This window comes from Imtechella halotolerans (assembly GCF_028743515.2).
Classification (GTDB): Bacteria; Bacteroidota; Bacteroidia; order Flavobacteriales; family Flavobacteriaceae; genus Imtechella; species Imtechella halotolerans.
In genome coordinates this window covers 1,531,714-1,553,316 of record NZ_CP117969.2, presented here as the reverse complement: position 1 = coordinate 1,553,316, position 21,603 = coordinate 1,531,714, and the positions used below count along the sequence as shown (strand labels likewise).

Here is a 21,603-nt window from a genome sequence, read left to right as displayed (position 1 = left end):
ATAATAAAAATTTGTTTTGTAGTGATATATCACCACGAATATTTTTTTAAAAATAAAGACATTGTGTTATTAACACAGTAGAAATGGATAGTAAAGAAGTATTGAGTATATATATGAAGGCTTTTGCCGAGAATTTGAAAAGAGTGAGAACTGATAAATTTGATAAGATGAGTGGAGTCTCTAAAAATTCTGGATTTAATAAAAGTAATTATAGTAAATATGAGCAGGGAATTGGGAATCCAACCATTGAAACTATACTAAAAATGGCAATTGTTCTAGAAATTGAACCTAAAGATTTATTTGATTTTAAATTCGATATAAAGAAGTATAATATTGATGATTAATCATTTTATTTTTCTGACTCATTGGTTTTGGTTTTCCGGCCACTAGTTATCTATTTGATGGTATTCATCAAATAAACCAAATCCAGAAGTAAAATAGCCAAATGGGCAAAATGCTCCCAAATAATCATCCAGAGGGGTCAACATGGTTCAGAATAATTTAAAATTTTAGCTATATTCATTTTCCAAGGGGGGCAGCATACGCGGAATGACAACTACCTATAAGTTGGGTTAAAGTGAGGGTCATGCTCCAGCATATCCACAGCGAATTTTTACCGCAAACTACTCCCATGAAGTCTTATTTTCAATAAAGGGTTTGTTAATATAATTTAGAAAGCTGATTAAGTAGTTATTTTTAACTGTTTTTTTAATTCGGAGAATATTTCTTTGTCCGCTAACGTAAATAAGAGCATTTCAAGTTCATAAGGTTTTGAATCTTCTCCGTAAATTAGTTTGGTGTTAGTTTTTATGAAATCGCAAAACTCGAAATAAGCATTTTGTTGATTAACATATAAATCGGTGTTTTCAGCATATTCCGAAATGTGAAAAATATTTACGATTGTATTCATATCAAAATCTGCAATTATTTTATTTCGACCACTTGGCATTGGAAAATACTTTTTTTTAAATCCATTTTGGTTTTCACAAGTCAAAATCAGCCAATTAAGAGTGTAAATAACTCTTGAGTCATAAATCACAAAATTATCTGGGTCAATAAATGAAGAAATTTTTGAAAGAGAAGAAATTGTACTAAAACAATCCAATGATAATTGCCCCTTTACAATTTGTTTTTTAAATCTTTGAATTTTTTCAATATTCCTCTCGTTTGGCTTAAATCCTCTAATTCCCCCCCAATTATTTACTATCCAAAAGTCAATAAAGTTTTGTTCTGCACTTGTTTTATACTTTTGGCTTAAAATCCATTTTAATCTTACATTTTGGTCGAATGGATTTTTGTCAGTTAGAAGTTGTTCTGTTTCTTCGGAACTGAAAATGTTATCATTAATATCAAAATTAAAATCGAATCTATTTTTTAAGTCGATTTGCGTACTAAATTTCTTTAGTTTTTCAATTACGTTCTTCATTTTTTATTTATTGACAAAGGTTCGTAAACCGTTTGTTAAGGGTAGATTATTTAAATTTACCGTTAAGGATTAGACTTGTACTTTTCATAGGATACATTGTTGGTAAATATCTTTTAATCAATTCCGAATATTAGTTTTTTGTATTGCTTGTCTTTAACTTCTCCTTTTTCTATACTTCTGGTAGCTGTCAATTCATTTTTTTTATATTCTAATTTATTCTTGTCTAATCCACAAAGTAAGGAATCATATGCAAGTTTATAAGTACAGTATATTTTTTTGATATTCTTATTTTTTTCCAAATGGTCAAATAATATACCATTGTCTAAGATATTTTGTCTAGGATTTAAGTTTGAATCTTTAATTACTAGTTCTAGTTTTTTGTTTGGATTATCTGGTTTTTCCATAATTAATGGTAACAGTAAGTATAACTGTAAGTTACTGTTAAAAAGTTAATAATTTTTGATTTATGAAACGGTGTTGCCATCTTGCTTTTCTCTACGCTCCCTATGGTTTTACTTATCTCAACCGTTTTTTCGAGCACTTGTTTTACTTTTTCAGATAGTTGAGTTAATGTCTATTTTTTAGCTTTATTTTGGTATAATGCATACAATTCTCTTATATTTCGAAATGCTGTATCCTTTTGCGCATCATTCATTAATAGGATTAATGAATGATAATTCTCAACATAATCCAAAAAATTTACCCTACAGTTTGAAAGACTATGCCTTAATTCGTTATTTGTTTAGGACACTATCCCATAAAGTGTGTAAACTTTAAAAACAGGGGTTAGACTTTTCATATTGTATAGACATCTTTGTTATTTGTGTATCTAATCTTTTTCATCAATAACATGGTTTTTAAATTGTTCAATATATTTCTTCATAGTTTCCCAATTTTTAGAAATATAGTTCCTTCTATACTCCTCATTTGAAAATTTTAATACTTCTCCAGTAAATTGTTCAAAATTGATATAGGGTTCTAAATATTCGCCACCAACCCATTCACCTCCCCATTCATGAGTATTATTAATTTTTTGTCTAAATTTATTTAATTCATTTTCATTTTGATCTCCCATAATTTGTATACCATAATAGGTATTATCTGCATCTTCTCCTCTTTCAATATACATACATATACTATTACCCTTTAATTTTCCAATCTCGAACATAATTCCACATAGGAAACGGTCTTTAGTTCCTTTTAACTTTTCTTCAGAATATTTTTTTTCTTCTAAGATTTTGTAGCCATCCCTCTCTATAACTATTGATAAATCATTCCAAAAAATTAATTCTACTTTTAATTTTGCATCATCCCAGCTTTCTACAATCTTTCTGGCTAGGCTCATATTGTCTTGTATGAACAAAAGTTCAATAATTTCATTTTTATGTTTGTCTGACATTGTATTCCCTGTTAATTCTTTGATTAAATTTAGATACTGTATCAAAATTTCTTTAATGCTTGGTGTTTCTAGGCTTAAGTTTATACACTTTTCTAGCCAGTCAGTAATATGTTTATCATAGGATATCAGTTTTACTTCCATTTTATCTTTCAATTTTCCAAGGCTACTCTCAGCTGGTTCTTTCCCAAAGGGCGTTAGATAAATTATATGAATATCCTTATCACTGTAATTCTCGGATTTAATTATATCATAATAACGTTCTAGTTGAGCCTCCTGATCTTTAGCCCAAATTTTATTCTCAATAATAATTGCTTTCTTGTTATTGGTAAGTAATAAATCTATGTTTTTATATTCCCTTTTTGTTTTATAATTTTCAAGTAAGAAATCATCTATGTTTAAGGTTTCTAAAAAAAGTTTTGCAAATTTTGCCTTTTGTCCATGAACGCCCTCTTTATCTAAAATTTCGCCTATAAATCGAGAATGTAAATTAACTTCATCATGGCTCTTTCTAAGAATTGAAAATATGTTGAATTTATTAGTTGGAGTAGAATCAGTATATTTTTGATTTATCTCCCCAATTTTTTCTAAAAGCCAATTCATATCATTTTCGTATGCATTCATATAAATTAAAATTTCATTAGACTTTTTCATGTTGAAATATTATTGTGTAATCTTAGTTCCTTATTTTATACAAAGGGGATCAAAGGAAATTTCAAAGAATTTACTTTATGCAATATAAACTTATTCGCTTTAATATATTTTAGGCAAATACATAGTATAGAATACTTTTTCTATTGTTTTGCAATTATGTAATAGTTAATGATAATCATTTCTATTAAGGGAATTTTGTCCACTAGCCATGGAGACCCATAATTTCATTAGAACAAAAAGGATACAGATTTCATTTTTAGACTTTTAATTAATTGTTATTTAAATTCAAATTTATAGCAGATACTAGGTTGTCTATTATGTTTATTTTGGAATAGTTTTTAAGGATAGCTAATAGGTTTAAATTGTGTTATTAACAATATTTGTTTTTTATTGGTGAAGGTAAGTTAATTACATGGTGAATAGTCTATTCTTTGTTTCATGACTTATAATATAGTTTATAATGTAAATGGATTTCTAAATCAATTAAACCGATTAAAATAAATATGAAGTATTATAGAACTGGCATAGGATAAGAAGTATAGTTTTCGCAATTGAATTTTGTATTTATACATAAAGCAGTCAATCATTGATTTTTTAACATCAAAAAATTGACATAGGGTCTAAAAAGATTAGTATTTTTGATTTTAATGGATTCAATTAAATTAAAATTCCCTACACAATGCCAAATAGTATAGCAAAGCCATTTTTGAAATGGGCTGGTGGAAAGACACAGCTTATTGATGAAATTGAAAATCAATTACCTGAAAATTTAAGTGAAATACCTTTTACATATATAGAGCCTTTTGTAGGTAGTGGGGCAGTGTTTTTCTGGATGATTGAAAAGTTTCCCAACATTGAAAAAGTGGTTATAAATGATATAAATAGTGACTTAACAAATTGTTACCTAACCATTAAGGATGATTTAGATGATTTGTTAACTACTCTTTCAATGTACCAGCTAGAGTATCATTCTGTATTTAAAGATAAAGAACTAGCCAAAGAGTATTTTTATGATAAGCGTTTGTTATTTAATACCCGGAAATCTACGCGAACTATCCAAAGCGCCTTGTTTATATTTTTGAATAAAACTTGTTTTAATGGTTTGTATAGGGTTAATGGAAAAAACCAGTTTAATGTTCCTATTGGTAGGTCTCACTCATTACCAAATATTTGTAATGAGGATAATTTAAGAGTTGTATCAGAAGTTTTGCAAAAAACTGTAATTTTAAATGGAGATTATTCCGAAACGTTAAAGCATGCTAGTGAATGTACTTTATTTTATTTCGATCCTCCATACAAACCATTAAGTGAGACTTCAAGTTTTAATTCTTATGCTAAAGATGTATTTGATGATGCTCAACAAATAAGGTTAAAGGAATTTTGTAGGACATTAAATAGCCTAGGTCATCAATGGATTTTAAGTAATTCAGATATGAAAAATGTAAATCCAGATGATAATTTTTTTGATGATTTGTATGAAGAGTTTAATGTTTTAAGAGTAAACGCGAGAAGGAGTATAAATTCGAAAGGTAATAAAAGAGGGAATCTTACAGAATTATTAATTACTAATCTTTTTTAATGAAAAAACTATCAAAGCTATTGAACTTTAATTCAGATGATGAATTATTTAATTATATCATTTCAACTTTAAAAATAAAAGGAATTACTCAATGGGATTATTTTGTTAAATGGGATAAAGTTTATAATAATGTTAAGCCATATGAAGTAGAATTGAACATTTTGAATGTTCTTATTGGGAAGGAAAATGTTCATGATGAGCTGTCGAATATAATATTACAATACCCTAAAGTAGTTAATGTTATTCCTTTATTATTAGCCATAAGGTTTAATAATAAATCAGAACAAAAAATTAATATTGTATCAAACCTTAAAACGTTTGAATACGATCATTTTGATTTGTCAATAAAAATACCTAATAAGGAGGAAGCTGAAAATATTGCCTCTTTTTTTGTGGGTTGTGGTTTAGGGGATTTAGTTAAGGATAAAAAGATAAAAAATTTGGTTGACTACGCTACAGGAGTAGAAGTTGGGTTAGATAGTAATGGTAGAAAAAATAGGGGGGGACATCAAATGGAAGAAGCTGTGGAAGTCTATATAATTGAAGTATGCCAAGAGCTTAAATTATCATATTTGAAAGAAGCAAATGCTAATGCCATTAAAAATGCATGGGGTATTGATATAACATTGGATAAGTCATCTCGTAGGCTTGATTATGTAATTAATAACAATGGTAAACTCTATTTCTTTGAAGTAAATTTCTATAATGGAGGAGGTTCTAAGTTGAAATCTACAGCTACTGAATATGTAAATATGAATCAATATTGGAATAATCAAAATATTGATTTTGTATGGGTTACGGACGGTGCGGGTTGGTTGAGTGCAACTCTACCTTTGAGGGAATATTTTGATAAAGCTGAATATTTATTAAACTTGGAGATGTTGAAAAATGGGATTCTCAAAAGAATATTGAATTAGAATTTAATCTATAGACATGCAATATTGAATATTTTTTTTGTTGAATATTTATAAATAATATTAGAATCTATTGAAGTAGAAGAAATTTTAGCCTTACCTTTCTTGATTACCAGAGTGATTATAATGATACCTGCCAATCATCTTTTTAATTTTATTCTAAATACCAAAGAGGTGGTTTTTTATATATAAAGGCTTTATGCCTTTTATTGTCAAGCCGAGTATATTTTACAGCAGGAGGTTGAAATCTACATACGCTCATACATAGATTATCTATTTCTTTAGTGCTGTCTAAAAATTGTCTAATCCAACCTTGGTAGAATAATGTAGGTGGTTCAAACATACTTTCTTTATGATAGTTATACTCTTGCTCCATAATGAATAACTGGCTTAATATGGCTGTACTCGTTATTGGGTTTAAGCAATGTTCAAATTTTTCCTTTGACAGTTTTTCAATTTCAATTATGGGATCATTTTTATAAAAAATATTATCAAATGCAATAAGAAGTTCTTCTTTTAAATCTGGCCTACATCTTATTCGTAAGTTTAAATCAATAAAAACACGTAAATGGTTTGGTCTAAATTCTCTTTCACCTTCCTTGATGAAGATTTGGAAATTCTTTTTTATATCATATCCTTTAAAATCCCGTATAGGTCTTATAATTTTTATAAGAAAACCATTTTCTTCATAAATTTTATATGAATGGCCAATTTCAAGGTCTTTAACAATATTAAATAGCTCATCCCATTTCATTAATTTCTAGTTTTAAAAGTTCTGAAAGAGATATGTTGAAAGTATTGGCAAAGACACTTATGTTTTTTAATGAAGGGTTTCTTTCTCCTCTTTCTATCATACCAATATACGTTCTGTGAAATCCAGATTTAAATGAAAGGTCTTCTTGACTCCAGTCATTTTGTTTTCGAAGAAGCCTAATTCTATTGCCGAACTTGATTAAAACATTATCTTTACTCATGTCACAAATATCATTTATTGGATACTATAAGTCTACACACAATAAGTATCTTTTGGCTTTTAAATTATTTATATGAATAATTATTATGAATCTAAAGATGAGTCCTTTAAATTGTTTAAGGGAGATTGTAAAAAAATAATATCATCCTTAGATGGTAAGTTTGATATGGTATTTGCAGATCCCCCTTATTTTCTTTCTAGTGGTGGTAATACAATTGAAAGTGGTAAAATAGTTAGTGTTAATAAAGGGAATTGGGATAAGTCTAAAAGTAGAGAGGAAATGACCAATTTTAACCGTAAGTGGTTATCAGCGGTTAGAGAAAAAATGAATGAAGATGCTTCGATTTGGATAAGTGGTACAGTACACAACATTTTTAATATTGTACAAGTATTGGATGAACTGGATTTTAAGATTTTAAATGTAATAACTTGGCAAAAGACTAATCCTCCTCCTCATTTAGCATGCAGATACTTTACACATTCAACGGAGCAAATTATTTGGGCACGTAAATCTCAAAAGAAAGGTCATTATTTTAATTATGATTTAATGAAAGAGATAAATGATAATAAACAGATGAAAGACGTTTGGACATTACCTTCAATTGGTCCTTGGGAAAAAAGATTTGGAAAGCATCCTACTCAAAAACCATTATCTGTGTTGGTTAGATTAATCCTAGCTTCAACCAGGCCTAATGCTTTAATACTTGACCCTTTTACTGGAAGTAGTACTACTGGAATTGCGGCTAATCTTTTAGGTAGGAGATTTATTGGTATAGATAAATTAAATAAATACTTAGATTTAGGGATTGAAAGAAAATTAGAGCTTGATAGTACGGATAATTTGAGGGACTATTGTAGTAAAATTAGGGGATTTAATGAGGAGCATCAATTATTTGAAATAATAGAAAACTACAAGAATTTAAACTATGATGAGAATATTAAATACATTTAAAACATTAATTTCTAATTAAATTATTACCAATTGATAAGGAAAAAAGGCTGAAAATAATTCAAGACACAACAAAAAATAGTTAAAGTTTTATAATCATTTCTTAAATATATTAATTCTTTGTTATGATTAATTACACTGAACAACTTAAAAGCTTTTGGAGATCAAAAGATTTGACATTTATAGCTGCATTTAAAAGAATTAATAAAAACGCTGGTTTTTTTAATCATTTTACGAATCCTGTTAGCAAAATGAAACTTTATTACCCTGATTTTGATGGCGTAGAAGTTGAGGATAAACGAGTTTCTTTTTATTACGGTAACAATTCAAGTTTATCTGATGGTGCTTATTATAAAGTGGAACTAAAGCACGTAGAAAACCCCAAAGGAAAAAACAATCCGTATTCCTTAGAAATAAAATCAGTTTCAGAGTTAAATCAAGATAAAGTAGAAAAACTCCTTTCAAAGAAAAAATCAGATGTTGACACTGTTATAAAATATATTGGATTGTATCGTAAATCCTCAGATGCATTTGCTTACTTTGAAAATGTTATGTTTTCTGAAACTGGTGATATTTTGATGTTTCAAGGAGAATCTCAAAAAGTATTTGTGTCACCTAATCTTGAATTAAAACAAGGTAGTTATTATCAATTCTCATTTATTGAAAATGAAGGAAAACTCCCAAGTGCTATTCCAAATACAATAGAAGTTTTAGAAAACAACCCCTATCAAGAATACATTCGCCTAAGGTTTGAAAGGTTAAATAATCCAGAGGCTAATAAGATGATTGCTAATCTTATGCGTGAAATTGGTAAAGGGATGTATTCATCAAAACAACGAATGATTTTTGAATTGCTTCAAAATGCAGATGATGCACCGGGCAAGGAAAGGGTGGAATTTCACATTGATTTTAATGGGGATTATTTCTTTGTGATGCACGATGGAGCACCTTTTAACAAAGATGACGTTGAGGCTATCACAAGTGCGGCTGAAAGCACAAAACGAGGAGATAGTAAAAAAACAGGTTATAAAGGAATCGGTTTTAAATCTGTGTTTACAGATAGTACTGAGGTATGGTTAAAATCTGGAGGGTATCAATTCGCCTTTTTAAGGAATACACCTTTGTTTGAAAATTTTGATAATTTTTATTTTAGTAGTGAGCGTTATCAAAAATATCCTGAACTTTTAGATGAAGATAAATTAAAATACCGAAATCAAAGATTACGTTTTAATGGCTCAACAGATATTCCTTGGCAAGTAATACCAATATGGCAAAATAGATTACCTAGTGAATTTACAGACAGTAATTTTAACAACTTTAATAATCCTGTTCAGTTCGCACTTAAATTGGGCGAAAACAATATTGAGGATTATAAAACCGCTATTGATAACATTACTAAGCGTCCACAATTTCTACTTTTTTTAAGAAATACTTCTAAGTTTAGGTCTCCAAAAAATGGGGTGACGGTTCTTAGGAATGATGCAAATAACGTTATTGAAATTATTAAGTCTAAAAGAGCTGAACCAGATCAAGTGTTCCACTACACTAAGCAGACTTTTGAGAATGTCGAGGTTTCTGATGAAGCGTTTGAACAATTAGATGTAGGGTTAAAAAAGCAATCAAAAATTAATGATTATAATGAAGTAACTTATTATTTCACAGATTTAGAAGGTAGAGAAATTGAGACTATACCGCCTAAACTCGCATCAGCTACCCAAACAGAAATCTCTTTTGGTATTTCATTGGTTGATAATAAGATTTCTACAGAAAAAGAATATACAAAAGGTCTTCCGAAATATTCGAGTTTGTTTACATATTTACCAATGGAAGATACTAGGTTTCAGCTTCCCTTCTTAGTTAATGCTGACTTTGTACCCTCATCAGATAGACAGCGTATTCAAGGTGACAATCTTTGGAACAAATACATAATGATTAAGGTTGCTGAAAAACACGTAACAACCTTGGCATATTTTGCTCAGGAGTTTCTTAATGATAAAGACACTAACAGTTCCTATTTATCATTACTTTTGAAAAGCCCTTTACCTGAAGATGATACAGCTCAACAAATTATAGAAAGTTATAATGCAAAGTACCTGGAACAACTTGAAAATAAAGAAATTGTTATCAATGACAACGATCAGATACAATTGTTGTCAGATACCATAATCGATGATTCAGGATTAATAGAATTATTTGGCAACGAAATATTCTATGCTATAATAGATACCGAAAAAAGACTTCCAAATTCTAAACTTGATTCCAAATATTTAAAAGATTATGATTACTTAGGGGTTGAGGTGATAGATTTAGAGGAACTCGCTGAACAAATTACGCCAGAACTTTGTGAAAGCTTAGGGAGCATAATTGCCCAACGAGCATTATATGAAAAACCAGAACTATTAAAATGGCTAAATAAGCTTGTAAAATACATCCCAGATGATTTTGGCAAGATTCCTTTTATAGTGCATAATAATGCTTTGTTCTCATTAGAGAGATTATTTGACGAGGAAGATGCTTGGTTAATAAATGAGCATACTTCAATATATGAAACTCTCATTGGGGAATTAGGGTATCACACCATTCAGCTAAATCTTGATGAATATTCAGGCATAAAAGATTATTTGCATAGACTCAATGGATATCTTAATGATAAAACGCTAGCCTACGAGCGAATAGCTTCAAATACCAATATTCATAAGTTGCCTGTTACATCAAAACTAAAACTGATTGACTTCTTTCAAAACAGTACGTTTATGGTTGGCATTGGTGAAACAAAGTACTTTGGTGAATTAAAACTGTTTATAGATGAAAGCGATAATCCTCGTCCTATATGGCAACTATTAAGTCATAAAGAGGATTTAGAGATAAATAGTATCGATAAATTTAGAATCAAGGAGACAGAGTTTAACGGTCTCACATATGATTTAAAAAAACAGTTAATAGCCAAAGATGAAATATTCACATCTTTTATTTTGGATGAAGATTTGTTTGAGGAATGGTCGCAACAGTTTGATACAAAAAACATCAATAATTATGTAAGTGATTTAAAGGCTATGTACAGCTGGATTGATAATCCAGACGACATTTCTAGTGCTCAATGGGCTTCCATTCCTTGGCTATTTATAGATGATGAGGTTAGATTTGAAACGTCTGATAAGGTGTATTGGTCAAAAGCTTTTAAGGATTTATCCACTGATAAATTTGAAATAATAAAGACGATCTTTCAAACGGCTGAGCTAAAGATACTTCCTGTTCAAGAATGTGGGGCATTAATAAAAGCTTTCCAGATAAAAACTGATGACAGCTCAGATATAGATTGGTCAGAGGTTGAAGAACTGAAAATGTTAGAAGCCAATACACTATTAGATTGGATGGAAGATGATGGTGGATTTGGAGACTTCTTTAAAAATTATACGCTAGTTCCAAATAACAACAATAATTTTAAGGTTGAAGAAATAGAAGCTATACAGATTTTTGACGGTTCAGATAAAGATTTAACCGCTTATATTCAATCAAATACAGAACTTTCTTCAATATTCAATGAACTAGATAAAAATTTATGCAGTGAGAATCGCTCAATGATTGGTTTACTTCAAGGGGATAGATTAATTAAGGCACTTATTGAATCCGGTGAATACAATCAAAATTTAGCATTACACCTTCCTGTTAACATTTCAATTGAATTATTACAACTTTTTATAACCAATTTAAAAGTGTTTAAACTATTCACACCTTCCGACTATGGAGGCGATACTTCTGAGCATATCATTGTACATAATATTTTAAATAAGATTGATGAAAGTGAAGTGGTTTCTGAAGAAATATTTGAGGTTATTAAAGTTTTAAAAGCAAAAACTCTGATTAATGAGCAGCCTTTAAAAGATTTCGATATTAGTAATGCAATTTCCTTTGGTAAAGGAAAAATTATAAAAGAATTACATCTTTCTGATGTTTTAAATAAGTATGATGGAGAGGCAAACGTACTTGAAGAAATAATTGAATCTTTTACCCAGATTACAAATAAAAGAAAGTTAAGAAAACACATTTTTAAAACAAGAATTTTAGAACCTCAAGAGATTCATTATGAAATAGAAAAAGAGATTTCGACCTTCTATTCTATTCAACAAGTTGTTTTTCAATTGCTTGATATGTCATTTGGGAATAATCGAAAATGGAAAAAATCACAATTTGATGATCACTACAAAGAAAACGGTACAGAAGAACAACTTCATAGTTCATATCAAAAGTTTTTAGATCTTTTAATCAAAATTGAATTTACCGATCTATCAGATTTTATTTTTCATGGTTTAACTTTATCTAATTGTGTTGACAAGAATAATGCTATCGAATCTGAATATATTCCTGTTTGGTTAAATCAATGGGTAGAAATTGACAAAGAAAATAGATTACAGTTTCTATCAAAGTTAGGGTACAATGGCACTGATAGCGCTATTGTTAACCTCAGAAAATTAATGATAGATGTTAATAGTGATAAAGATGAAATGATTAGCTTCTATACAGAGGCTAAATCAAATTCACAAATTACGTGGAATACAATTAAATGGTTATCTAAATATAGTCCAGAAATAATAACAAAAAACAAAGAAATCATCAGGAGGATAAATGATTCTGTAACTCTTAATATCTATGGTTTGAGTGGTTTTGTAATCCCTGTAATTCAGATAGTTAATAATAAAAAAGAAAGACTTTATAAGTTAGAAAAAATAGAGTTTACTTCAAAACTTTACTTTCTTAAAGAGGATCAAGAATACGATGATGTTATTTTTGAAAAAGTCAAGTTTGATAATAAAGATGTGGCTTTTGTGGATAGTATTTGCGGTAAAATGGTTAATCATTTTGCAGTAGAAAAAATTGCATTAACCGAGTCTATAGATGAACAAGTACTTCAAGAAAAATCTAAACTTTGGGAAGAACCATTTTATAAAAAATGGGAACATTATAATGATTACCCCATTTACATATATGATGGTGACGGGATACCATATACAAGGTCTTTTAAAAATATTATTGTCAACAGATTTGTGCAGGATTTAAAAGTAGCAGGTGAAGGTAAGTATTATGTTTCCAACATATTGAAAGGGGATTTACTTGATTATTTACCTGATTCCTTTCCAAAAGATAAACTTAATGAATTAAAAGAATGGGAAAGAAAAACACTAAAAGACCCTTCATTGATTGAAGAAAACCCATTAGAGGAAAACTATAATGAAACTTTTGACCGTATGATTCAAGACCGATACGGTATTTCGGAAGATAGGCAGAATGACGAAAACAGTAATGCTAAAAGGCAAGTCTTATACTATTTGAAGGAAAATGGATATGAGGTAAACGAAGGTCATAGTAAGAATAATTTCGCTGCTCTATATGGAATCAAAGACTCAGAGGGCAATAGCATAGACTTTATAGTAAAAAGTGCTAGAGGAGGTTTGTTATTTATAAATAAAAGTCATTGGGAAATGTTGGATTCAAGCCATACCCAATTAATTGCAATTTATCCCAAGTTTGAAATGAGAATCTTTAGGGACAAAATGGAACTTCTTAGTGATGAATTACAAGAGAAAGTATTGTTTAGGATGCCGAACAAAAAGAGAGAACAAGAGATCGATGATGTATTTGATAAAACAGAATCAGATTCTCATCTTATTTTAGTGACAAGCAAACAAATGAAAGAGAGTCTTTTTGAGAAGGTAGGTAAAAAAGGAACTTTCAATAAAAATGAAGAGGCTAATGTAATGGACGAAAATATTGTAATAGAATAATGGTTACAAAAGAAGATCAAGTAAAATTTTATGCAGAAGAACTTAAAGAATTAGAGTTCTCTGTAAAGAAAACTTGGAATGCAACCGGGGTATCCCTATTTCAAAACGGAGATGTATATGTCGGGCAATACCGTGGTTTAGATGAAAAAAGAGGTAATGTTTTTGTTGACATACCTACTGGAAAAGGCAAACATGCCCCAAGGTTAGACCAAAAACTCAATTGTTTCAGGCCAAAGCCAGATTTTGAACTTCCGAAGTCTTGGGGAAACCTTACGTATTCAGATTTAATAAAAGGCAGAAACTGTACAGAAACAAAAATTGTAGACTACATTCCTTCAAAACGTGAAGGCTGGATAACAATGCTTATTAGAGAAATGGATTCCGAATTCATTGAAAGGCTACAATACAATCAAATATTAGCTTTTGGACCAACAATACCGCCTTTTGAGTATTTGCAGAATTTAATGGAATTTAGTGAGAGCTTTAATACTGAAGGCAATGAGCTTTGGGAAAAAATATTGAGTTTTAAATATGAATTAAAAAGTGATGTAAACCCAAAGCTAATTACTGAAGAGATAGATATAGCAGACCAAATAATTACAGAAGTTGAAAAATCTATAATCTATGTTTTTCAAGGTCCTCCAGGAACAGGTAAAACGCATCAGGTAGCAGATCTTGTTTCACGTTTAGTATTATCAAATAAATCTGTTCTAATTACTGCTTTAACAAATAAAGCAGCGGTAGAAGTTTGTGAAAAGCCATTCTTTGATAAACTCTTTGATGAACAGCGTGTTTCAAAACTACCGATTTCTATAGAAGAAAGAAAAAAGTTTCCGAAACTATTAAATGCCAAAGACCTACTTCCTTCCAAAGGACATCTTACCTTGACAACGTTTTATCAGTTTTCAAGAATTTGGGAAGAACAAACACAATCTTATGATTATGTAATTGTAGAAGAAGCTTCACAAGCTTATTTAACAACCATTGCAGCAGCTTGTAAAGTGGGTAAAAAAGTCATTGTTGTAGGTGACCCTAAGCAAATAGTACCGATTGTCACTAACAAAAATTACAAAGTATTTCCCAATATTGATGCTCTCATTTATGGTATGAATACGTTAAGCCAGACCGAAGGTTTTTCCTTTAATCGCAAAACTGAAACACGCAGACTTACTGAGCGTTCAACAATTTATACCAATTGCTTCTATAACAATACCATCCAATCAAAATCTTTATTCGACAATATTGATACTGATATAAATAGTTTTGATAAGTTAACTGAAATAACGCATTCCAAAGGCGGACCAACATTAGTTCAGTTTTCAAATAAAGAAGGTGATGTTTTAAATCAAATGATTCGTTTTTTGGTAAAGGTTTTAAATGAGTTGACAGTATTAAAAGGTAATGAAATAGCTGTATTAACGCCATATATTGAAACATTGATTCATTTGCAACAGAACTTAAAATCAAAGACTAATTCACGAAATTACCTAATTGAATCTGTAGACAGAGTGCAAGGTTTGGATGTAGACTATTGTTTTTATGTAATACCAAAATCAAGTTCATTTTCATTTAATCTAAATAGATTTAATGTAGCTACAAGTCGAGCTAAAAAAAGCACTTTTATTTTAGTTGAGCAGGATTTTGACCGTTTTGTTAACCTTCCCAATGAGGTGGGTAACTATTTTTCCAAACTTAAAAATGAATTTGCATTTATTGTAAATCCAATATCTGGTGAAATTACTAAATCTGTACAAAAACCCACTAAATTAAATTCAAGTAAAGAGAGATCAGAAATAAATAATCAGAAAAATGTGTTGGATGATACCATTACAAAAGGCCATCATTCCAGTTCTCAAAAATCTGATAACGGAATTGGTCTAAAAGTGATAGGTAAAATTGATGTTTCAAAGTTTGAAAGACCTAAAAAGGAGATTAAAAAAAACAAGGAAAACCTTTATATAATAGACACAAACGTCTTTATAGATTATCCAGAGATTATATCTAAAATTAGTAAAGAATATGCCATAATACTATCTTCTAAAGTAATTGATGAATTAGACAATTTAAAATCTAAATTAGATGACGTAGGAAAAAGAAATGTGCAGAAGGCATTAAAATCAATTAACCGTCATATAGATACGAGAAATTTAAGAATGGAAATATCTGATACATCTTTATTACCTATTGACTATAATAGACGGTCTCCTGATAACCAAATTCTCACTGTTGCTTTAAAATTCAAATCAGAAAACCCTATTCTTTTAACTTCTGATAATGGACTTCAAATAAAGGCAAAAGGATTAAATATTACAACGATTACACTTAAGGAATATTTAAACCAACTAAGATATTGATTAGAAATTAACACTATTAGGATGGCTTTTAAGAACACAATTACTATTGGAGTTTTATCGAAATGTTTGAGGTTTGCTATACTTCAAAACAAACCACATATTTTCTTACCATATCTACTTTCTAAACATGTAGATACAACTTTTTCAAATAAGTTAAGATTCTATGATTTTTTTATACACACGTTATGTTATGCATATCAAATTTCCAAAGGACCAATGTATTTAAAAATTGAAATTCCTAATTGGGAAAATGAAGGATATCTACATTATTGTTTTTACGATAAATATCACGTAAATAGTCGTATTTGTATTAAAATTAAAGAGTCAGATTTAAAAATCTATTTAGACATACCTCCGTTTTGAATTAATTTTAAGTTTAGAAAATGGACCTGTACAAAAATTTTATATTTTAATAAATTGGCAACATATTCAGAATTACATTTTAATATCTAATTAGTTAAACAGGATAGAGAGATTTTGGATTGCTCCATCACCTCTTTTTTTGAATAGTAATTATTTTTGATTTGGTTCATATAATTAATTCGAAATAGTTAAATATTTGTAACTGTATCAATTTTGTTGGGTTGATATAAATTTCATTCATCTACTTGCATAATTTTATTAGTATGATATAGTGTTTTGATTTAGTATTGAAGGTGTTAATGAAATTGTGTAAAAACTTGTATTTAGTTGCTAAAAGGAAAGTTTCTAGTTAAGGATTTAATTTAATAAATCTTATAAATGAGTAAAAGTAGTCAGTTGTAATTTACAACAATAATAGTGTGTACAATCGCTATTAGAGTTTTTTAATCCGAACCCCTATATCCGCAAACGGATAAACTCCATTTTCCCCTGACACCCATCCATCAATTGTCATTTCATATTCCTTATTCTCCTTAAACAGCCTATAGAAAAATTGACACCCTGTATTATCATATCCTTTTGTCTCGAAAGTATCATCAATTCCTTTGTTTTCAGTTTCGAAATACATATTTAATTGGTCATTAGAATAGTGTTCAACTACATTTAAATTATTCCTTTCAAAATGCTTTTCATAGAATAAATTTACAGGAGTTTTAAATCCGTAGGTACTTATTAATAGCACTTTATTTTTAACTAACGGATCATCATCCTCCAAATGGAATCTTACTTGATTCGGTTTAGAATCAAAACCATAAAAAAAATGATATTTTTTATTTTCCTTTTCCACTTTCTATCTATGAATAAACTGCAAAATATTCTTTAATTATACCCTATACATGATTTGAGGTATTTCAAATTGGATACACCTAGAACTTTAAAGAACGATATTAATGTAAATTATTGTACTTATCTCTTAAATAATGACATAATTTATTATTGGTAAGTCATTAAAATTAATGTTTAGAATTTAAAAAATTAAAACAGATTTGTAGCCTTTGTCTAAACTCTATGAGTCTTAATATTATTTTCTTTTTTTGTAAACAACATCTGTTCTAAAAAGAGTCCTCACTTTCAAAGTAAGCTTCATATAAGACTATGTTATATTGTTGTAAATAGGATTTGGTATGTTGTTTCGCTTTATCATATTCCTAGGTTTTAGTATTTATAAAGATTCCTTTTAGGTAATTTTATTGTACCAATGCTTCTACTTGAAATCCACCATTAGCTAGGGCCACCAGAAATGGGTCCTCTATATGCTTGTTAATAAACATTTTTTAGAGTTGAAATAAAGCTTGTTAGAATATTCTAGACCTAACTTAAAACGGTGTTTTGTAAGAAGTTTGAGCACTATTTTGAATGTATATTTTCAGACCAATTCTTTTGCATGTAAATGTACTTTTTTTCACCTTGGGGCACTTTTGCCGCCATACTTGGAGATACAAGCGGTATTATATTTTTAATTTTTTCTATTTCTCTTCTCCAACTTGCTAAATTTGATCCTTTTCCCCAAGTTGAATAAACTTTTATATCTTTATTTTGAGCAATTATATCTAGAATTTCTGAAGTATTATGTTCTCTTTTAATCGAATTGTTAATGAGTTTAGGATCTGAATAGCCTTTGCCATTTATGAAGGAAATTTTGTCATCAGGGACTTCTACGGATTTGATCATGTCCATACAAGCAATTTTGTGTTTTTTTAGTTTTCCTATAAAGAAATTGAAATTCTTAGGATTAAAATCATCATTAAATATTTCACTTAATAATTTCCATGTTTGGTTTTTATTTCGACCATAGAAATAATTTACTTTATCACCTCCTTCAGGGTTAAAAGTGCCTAGAAATAGGTGGGAAATTTCCCAGTTTGGAATGAAGAAAGTTTCATTTAAAAATTGATGGTTAATTTTTGTCATATCTCTTGATTAATTGGTTTTAATACTTTAAAATGTTATCGCTAATAAATAAATTTACTTAAAATTTTCATATAACCTGCACTTACTTTTTTTTGATGTATCCGTTTTTAATGTAGGAATTTTAATATATGTCAATATTTTTCTTAATCCAATAAAATATTTTCTTAATTGAGTTGATATAAATTTAATAAACCTTTATATTCATAATTACATTATGCATTCTTTATTGTTTTTGAATAAAAAGGTTTTATTATCTTGACTCTATTATGCTATCAGGATTGTTTTGATTTCTTAATTCAATTAATTATGACAGAAAGAGAAGTTAATTTATACCTAATTAATTCAATGCACTCGAATTATCCAAAGAATCATTTTGATTCAATTATTAGTAAAATGACCGAGCAAATCAAAATAGAGATAATTGATTTGGGTAGAAGACGAAATGAGGATGTAAGAAAACAATTTCTAACAGAAATGAAAATCTATATTTTACAAAAAGAATTGTTCTCTTTGTACCAAATGAGGATTGTATATTTATACATGCAATTTGAAATTCATCTTAAAAAAATGATTTCTTTAGCATATGGAGAATCTAAAAATGGGTTGTACAAATGGAATGATTTGATTAAATTTTTTAAAACACGAAATATTGATTTAATAAAATTAAATTTCTTTTCAGACATAAATAATATTCGTGTGCTAAACAACTCAATAAAACACTCTGAAGAATTATTAAATGATAAGACTAGAAATATTCCAGAATTTAAAGGAAGAAATTCGATAAATAGCGCAACTATTAATATTTTTTACGATAGAATAATGGATGTGCCAAGGGAATTTATAGGGGAGATTGCTGTAGAAATTGGCAAAAGGTATATCAGTGATTAGTAAAATAAGTCTTAGGGATTGGATATAGGAATATATATTTTGACTAAGTAAAAAATTATCGAAATATTTCAAAATTTAGGGAAACAATATCCAAGTAATTCTATTATCACTCCATTATTTTATAGACAAGCAAATTAGAGTCTATTTCTTACATTAGAAAGTATTTAGTTGGATTTGTGGTTGATGAATGTTCGTTAACAATCCTAGTTTAATGAATTACGTATTCATTATTTGTCTTCTCAATATTTTCTGTACATCGATATTGTCTTTTTGAGGAATTAAGTAGTTTTCTAAGGCTTCTGAGTTGGTTATTTGTTCTGAGTTATCAATAAAACCATATCCTAGATAGATGCCATTTTTGATTTGTATAAATGCTTGTTCTTCGAGGTTACGACCTGGTTGTTTGATGATTTTATTTAATGTCTTATTGTAAGTGTAGTTTAGCGCTTCATTGACTCTTTGATTATATGTTTCAACTGATTCTTCTTTTTTACATATACCTCCACAGGAAGTAATTTTATAATGACTACACTGCTGAACACCTTCTTGCAGATGACAATACTTTGGGCATAGTTCGAATTGCATACATAGCTTTTCTAAAAAATTTCTACAATCAGTTATATGGTAGAATGTGATAAATGGTGCCACTGTTCTTTTTAAGGTATTGAAGGCTAAATGTATTATTCCATTTCTATCTTCATAAGTAAATATACCATAGGCGGTAGTGTTTCGTTTTGAAGCTACATTGTATTCCGGGAAATGGTGTTTGATGGCAGCGTCTTCCATAAGTAACGCGATGAGCTCTCCTCCGGATAATTCAAAGTCAATATCGGTAGTTTCTCGGCATAATGAGAGCTCTTTGTCGGACTTATCGTAAAAATGCCCTAGAACCCGTTTCTTTAGATCTTTGGCCTTACCTACATAAATAACTTTTCCTTTTTTGTTTTTAAAATAATAGATGCCGGGAGCGTTAGGGATGTTATTGAAAACAGTACTTGGTAGATGGGGTGGTAGTGTAGCTTCTTTCGAATTCTTCTTTAAAAAATCTGAAATAACACTTTCTGAGTCTTTAGTCTCAAGAATTTGTTTGAATAGAGTGACGGTCGCTTGGGCATCTCCTCGTGCTCGGTGACGATCTTCAATGGTGATGCCAAGAGCTGTACACAGTTTGCCTAGACTGTAGGAATGATGTCCCGGGATCAATTTCCTTGCTAGTCTAATGGTACAGAGTTTCTTTCTGGTAAAGTCAATTCCAATGGCTTTAAATTCGTTACGGATAATAGTATAGTCGAAGTTGACATTATGAGCAACAAATATACAGGCTTCAGTGATGGATAGAATATTGTCAGCAAGGTCTTTGAATGTTGGAGCATTTGAAACCATGTGGTTATCAATGCCTGTAAGTGCTGTGATATAATCGGGGATATAGGACTCAGGGTTGACCAGTGATGTGAATTCATCAACAATTTTATCTCCATCGTATTTGAAAATGGAAATCTCAGTTATTTTATTGCCTTGTCCGGTGGTCTCTATATCAATAATCGTGTACATCATTTCATTATTCTTTCTAAGGCTTTGAGTTCCACTCCAAGGCTATTAAACATACTAATGATACTAGATATTTTTAGTTCTCGCTCATCGTATTCCTGAGTATTAATACTACAGGTAAACTCCCAAAGTTCTAGAACTTCATCAATAGGTATTTCATACGGTTCATAAAGAGTGTTGTCAGAGACAAGACGAAGCGTTCCATTGGTTTCAATCTGGTTGTATACACGTTTATATACCATACCATCATTTAAGGTAAGCAGTACATAGGTTTTACCACTTATAATGTCATTTCTGTCTTCTATAAACCGACCAACAACATATGAGCCGTCTTTCATCGGAAGCATGGAATCTCCCTTAATGGGAAATGCTCTGTGTTTTCCTGTGGGTAAAAACGGAAGTTTGATTTTTTGTAGTTGCTCAATATATTCAGGGTCATCGTAGCCTGCAAGATATCCAGCTGTAGCTTTAACAGGAACGACTTCAATAAGATTCTCATTGTTTTCATCTACCATTATAGGAAACAATACACGCTTATTTCCGACCTCAATAAATGAAGTGTCTTGAGCTTTAGTCAGATCATTCCGTAATAGAATATCTATTGGAATTTTAAAATAGTCAGACAGATGTATTAAAAACTCTATAGTAGGGGCAGAACGTCCTTCTTCATAGGATCCGATCCTTGAGCGAGTAACATTCATGTTATCAGCAAAAGTTTCCTGGGTAAGGCCTTTTAGCTCTCTTAGGTACTTAATATTTTTCGCTATCATTTTCATATTGCTACAAATATAAGCAATAATTACTATTA

General features: G+C 29.6%; 16 protein-coding genes. 7 read left to right on the top strand and 9 right to left on the bottom strand.

Going from position 1 to position 21,603, the window contains the following annotated elements; all coding sequences use genetic code 11:
- The first annotated feature begins 83 nt into the window (after positions 1-83).
- On the top strand, positions 84-344 hold the full coding sequence (locus PT603_RS06980; RefSeq protein WP_008240239.1) for a helix-turn-helix domain-containing protein: 261 nt from the start codon (positions 84-86) through the stop codon (positions 342-344).
- 338 nt (positions 345-682) lie between these two features.
- On the opposite strand, the gene PT603_RS06975 is transcribed toward PT603_RS06980, so the two are convergent.
- The 3 genes from PT603_RS06975 to PT603_RS06965 form a co-directional block, all read right to left on the bottom strand.
- Positions 683-1,426: a hypothetical protein gene (locus PT603_RS06975; protein WP_008240241.1), complete on the bottom strand. Its 744-nt coding sequence runs from the start codon at positions 1,424-1,426 to the stop codon at positions 683-685.
- A 113-nt stretch (positions 1,427-1,539) separates the two neighbouring features.
- A complete protein-coding gene (locus tag PT603_RS06970; protein WP_008240243.1) occupies positions 1,540-1,830 on the bottom strand; it encodes a hypothetical protein in 291 nt (96 codons plus the stop codon).
- Between the two features lie 425 nt (positions 1,831-2,255).
- A complete protein-coding gene (locus PT603_RS06965; protein ID WP_008240246.1) occupies positions 2,256-3,476 on the bottom strand; it encodes a PDDEXK-like family protein in 1,221 nt (406 codons plus the stop codon).
- A gap of 679 nt (positions 3,477-4,155) precedes the next feature.
- Here PT603_RS06965 and PT603_RS06960 point away from each other — a divergent pair.
- Both PT603_RS06960 and PT603_RS06955 read left to right on the top strand, forming a co-directional pair.
- Positions 4,156-5,055: a DNA adenine methylase gene (locus PT603_RS06960; RefSeq protein ID WP_008240248.1), complete on the top strand. Its 900-nt coding sequence runs from the start codon at positions 4,156-4,158 to the stop codon at positions 5,053-5,055.
- Positions 5,055-5,972, top strand: coding sequence for a type II restriction endonuclease (locus PT603_RS06955; protein ID WP_008240251.1), 918 nt, complete (start codon positions 5,055-5,057; stop codon positions 5,970-5,972). Before PT603_RS06960 ends, PT603_RS06955 begins: the two co-directional genes overlap by 1 nt.
- Positions 5,973-6,123: 151 nt before the next feature.
- Here PT603_RS06955 and PT603_RS06950 read toward each other — a convergent pair whose 3' ends face one another.
- Together PT603_RS06950 and PT603_RS06945 are read right to left on the bottom strand one after the other, a co-directional pair.
- Positions 6,124-6,723 carry a hypothetical protein gene (locus PT603_RS06950; protein ID WP_008240254.1) on the bottom strand — a complete coding sequence of 200 codons (600 nt, stop codon included), beginning with the start codon at positions 6,721-6,723 and terminating at the stop codon, positions 6,124-6,126.
- Entirely contained in the window at positions 6,710-6,943 is a 234-nt protein-coding gene (locus tag PT603_RS06945) for a helix-turn-helix domain-containing protein (protein ID WP_008240260.1), read from the bottom strand. Before PT603_RS06945 ends, PT603_RS06950 begins: the two co-directional genes overlap by 14 nt.
- A gap of 72 nt (positions 6,944-7,015) precedes the next feature.
- Between PT603_RS06945 and PT603_RS06940 the strand changes: the two genes are divergently transcribed.
- The 3 genes from PT603_RS06940 to PT603_RS06930 all read left to right on the top strand — a co-directional run bounded on the left by PT603_RS06940 (position 7,016) and on the right by PT603_RS06930 (position 16,025).
- Positions 7,016-7,894, top strand: coding sequence for a DNA-methyltransferase (locus PT603_RS06940; protein ID WP_008240261.1), 879 nt, complete (start codon positions 7,016-7,018; stop codon positions 7,892-7,894).
- Between the two features lie 122 nt (positions 7,895-8,016).
- A complete protein-coding gene (locus PT603_RS06935) occupies positions 8,017-13,671 on the top strand; it encodes an ATP-binding protein (RefSeq protein WP_008240262.1) in 5,655 nt (1,884 codons plus the stop codon).
- Complete coding sequence (locus tag PT603_RS06930; RefSeq protein WP_008240263.1) at positions 13,671-16,025, top strand: PIN domain-containing protein; 2,355 nt, start codon at positions 13,671-13,673, stop codon at positions 16,023-16,025. The genes PT603_RS06935 and PT603_RS06930 overlap by 1 nt, the downstream gene beginning before the upstream one ends.
- A gap of 796 nt (positions 16,026-16,821) precedes the next feature.
- Here PT603_RS06930 and PT603_RS06925 read toward each other — a convergent pair.
- Together PT603_RS06925 and PT603_RS06920 are read right to left on the bottom strand one after the other, a co-directional pair.
- Positions 16,822-17,235 (bottom strand): hypothetical protein, encoded by a 414-nt coding sequence (locus PT603_RS06925; RefSeq protein WP_008240266.1) that lies wholly within the window; start codon positions 17,233-17,235, stop codon positions 16,822-16,824.
- 560 nt (positions 17,236-17,795) lie between these two features.
- Positions 17,796-18,359: a uracil-DNA glycosylase family protein gene (locus PT603_RS06920; protein ID WP_008240268.1), complete on the bottom strand. Its 564-nt coding sequence runs from the start codon at positions 18,357-18,359 to the stop codon at positions 17,796-17,798.
- Positions 18,360-18,665: 306 nt separating this feature from the next.
- On the opposite strand from PT603_RS06920, the gene PT603_RS06915 reads away from it, so the two are divergent.
- Positions 18,666-19,247: a hypothetical protein gene (locus PT603_RS06915; protein WP_008240269.1), complete on the top strand. Its 582-nt coding sequence runs from the start codon at positions 18,666-18,668 to the stop codon at positions 19,245-19,247.
- A 216-nt stretch (positions 19,248-19,463) separates the two neighbouring features.
- Here PT603_RS06915 and PT603_RS06910 read toward each other — a convergent pair whose 3' ends face one another.
- Complete coding sequence (locus tag PT603_RS06910; protein ID WP_008240271.1) at positions 19,464-20,801, bottom strand: exonuclease domain-containing protein; 1,338 nt, start codon at positions 20,799-20,801, stop codon at positions 19,464-19,466.
- The gene (locus PT603_RS06905) at positions 20,798-21,571 is read right to left on the bottom strand and encodes an XRE family transcriptional regulator (RefSeq protein ID WP_008240273.1); all 774 of its coding nucleotides are present in this window, start codon (positions 21,569-21,571) and stop codon (positions 20,798-20,800) included. The genes PT603_RS06910 and PT603_RS06905 overlap by 4 nt, the downstream gene beginning before the upstream one ends.
- Positions 21,572-21,603 lie beyond the last annotated feature (32 nt).